A 594-nucleotide genomic window follows, 5' to 3' on the forward strand; every position below is an offset into this window, starting at 1 on the left:
CGGGGGGCCACTCGGCCAAATTGCGGTCAGGCCCAGAAGCCCTGACCGAGTCGCAACAGCTTACGGCCCCCCGGCCATGCCCGACCCCAGCCCCGCAAGGACACCGCCCAAAGCCTCCCCCACCTCAGCGGACCCGCTCCCGCCCGGTGGTCTCGGCCCCAGACACGGCAGGCGCAAGCGCCGGCCTCCCCGATCTGCCAACCGCTCAGCGATCGCCGGAAATAGGTTGCCAACAGAGCTTGACCCAGGCCATCACCATGCCGCTCTTCTTCGGCTCCAACGCCCTCTACCCGGTCCACCTGATGCCGGGCTGGCTCCAGGCGGTGAGCAAGGCCAACCCCCTGAGCTACCAGGTCGACGCCCTACGGGGACTGCTGATCGGCACCCCGGCCCACCTCCCCCTGGACTTCGGGGTACTGGCCCTGGCAGCGGCCGCCGGCATCGCGGCGGCCTCGTCCCTGCTGGGACGCCTGGCGAGGTAGGGGCGGGGACAGTCTGACGGTGCGTCAGTCTGTTGACGGCCGGCGCGCCGTGGTTCGGTCCTTGACCTCCGGTCAGCGAACTCGGGACGAGCCGGGGTGCCCCCTCCCGCCG

The 594-nt window shown here is 71.4% G+C and carries 1 pseudogene; it reads left to right on the forward strand.

The annotated features are described in order from the left end of the window. Nucleotides 1-245 precede the first annotated feature (245 nt). Nucleotides 246-482 (forward strand): annotated as a pseudogene (locus tag C7C46_RS16120) (ABC transporter permease); the annotation flags it as partial. Between the last annotated feature and the right edge of the window lie 112 nt (nt 483-594).

It is taken from the genome of Streptomyces tateyamensis (genome assembly GCF_003205575.1).
Taxonomy (GTDB): domain Bacteria; phylum Actinomycetota; class Actinomycetes; order Streptomycetales; family Streptomycetaceae; genus Kitasatospora; species Kitasatospora tateyamensis.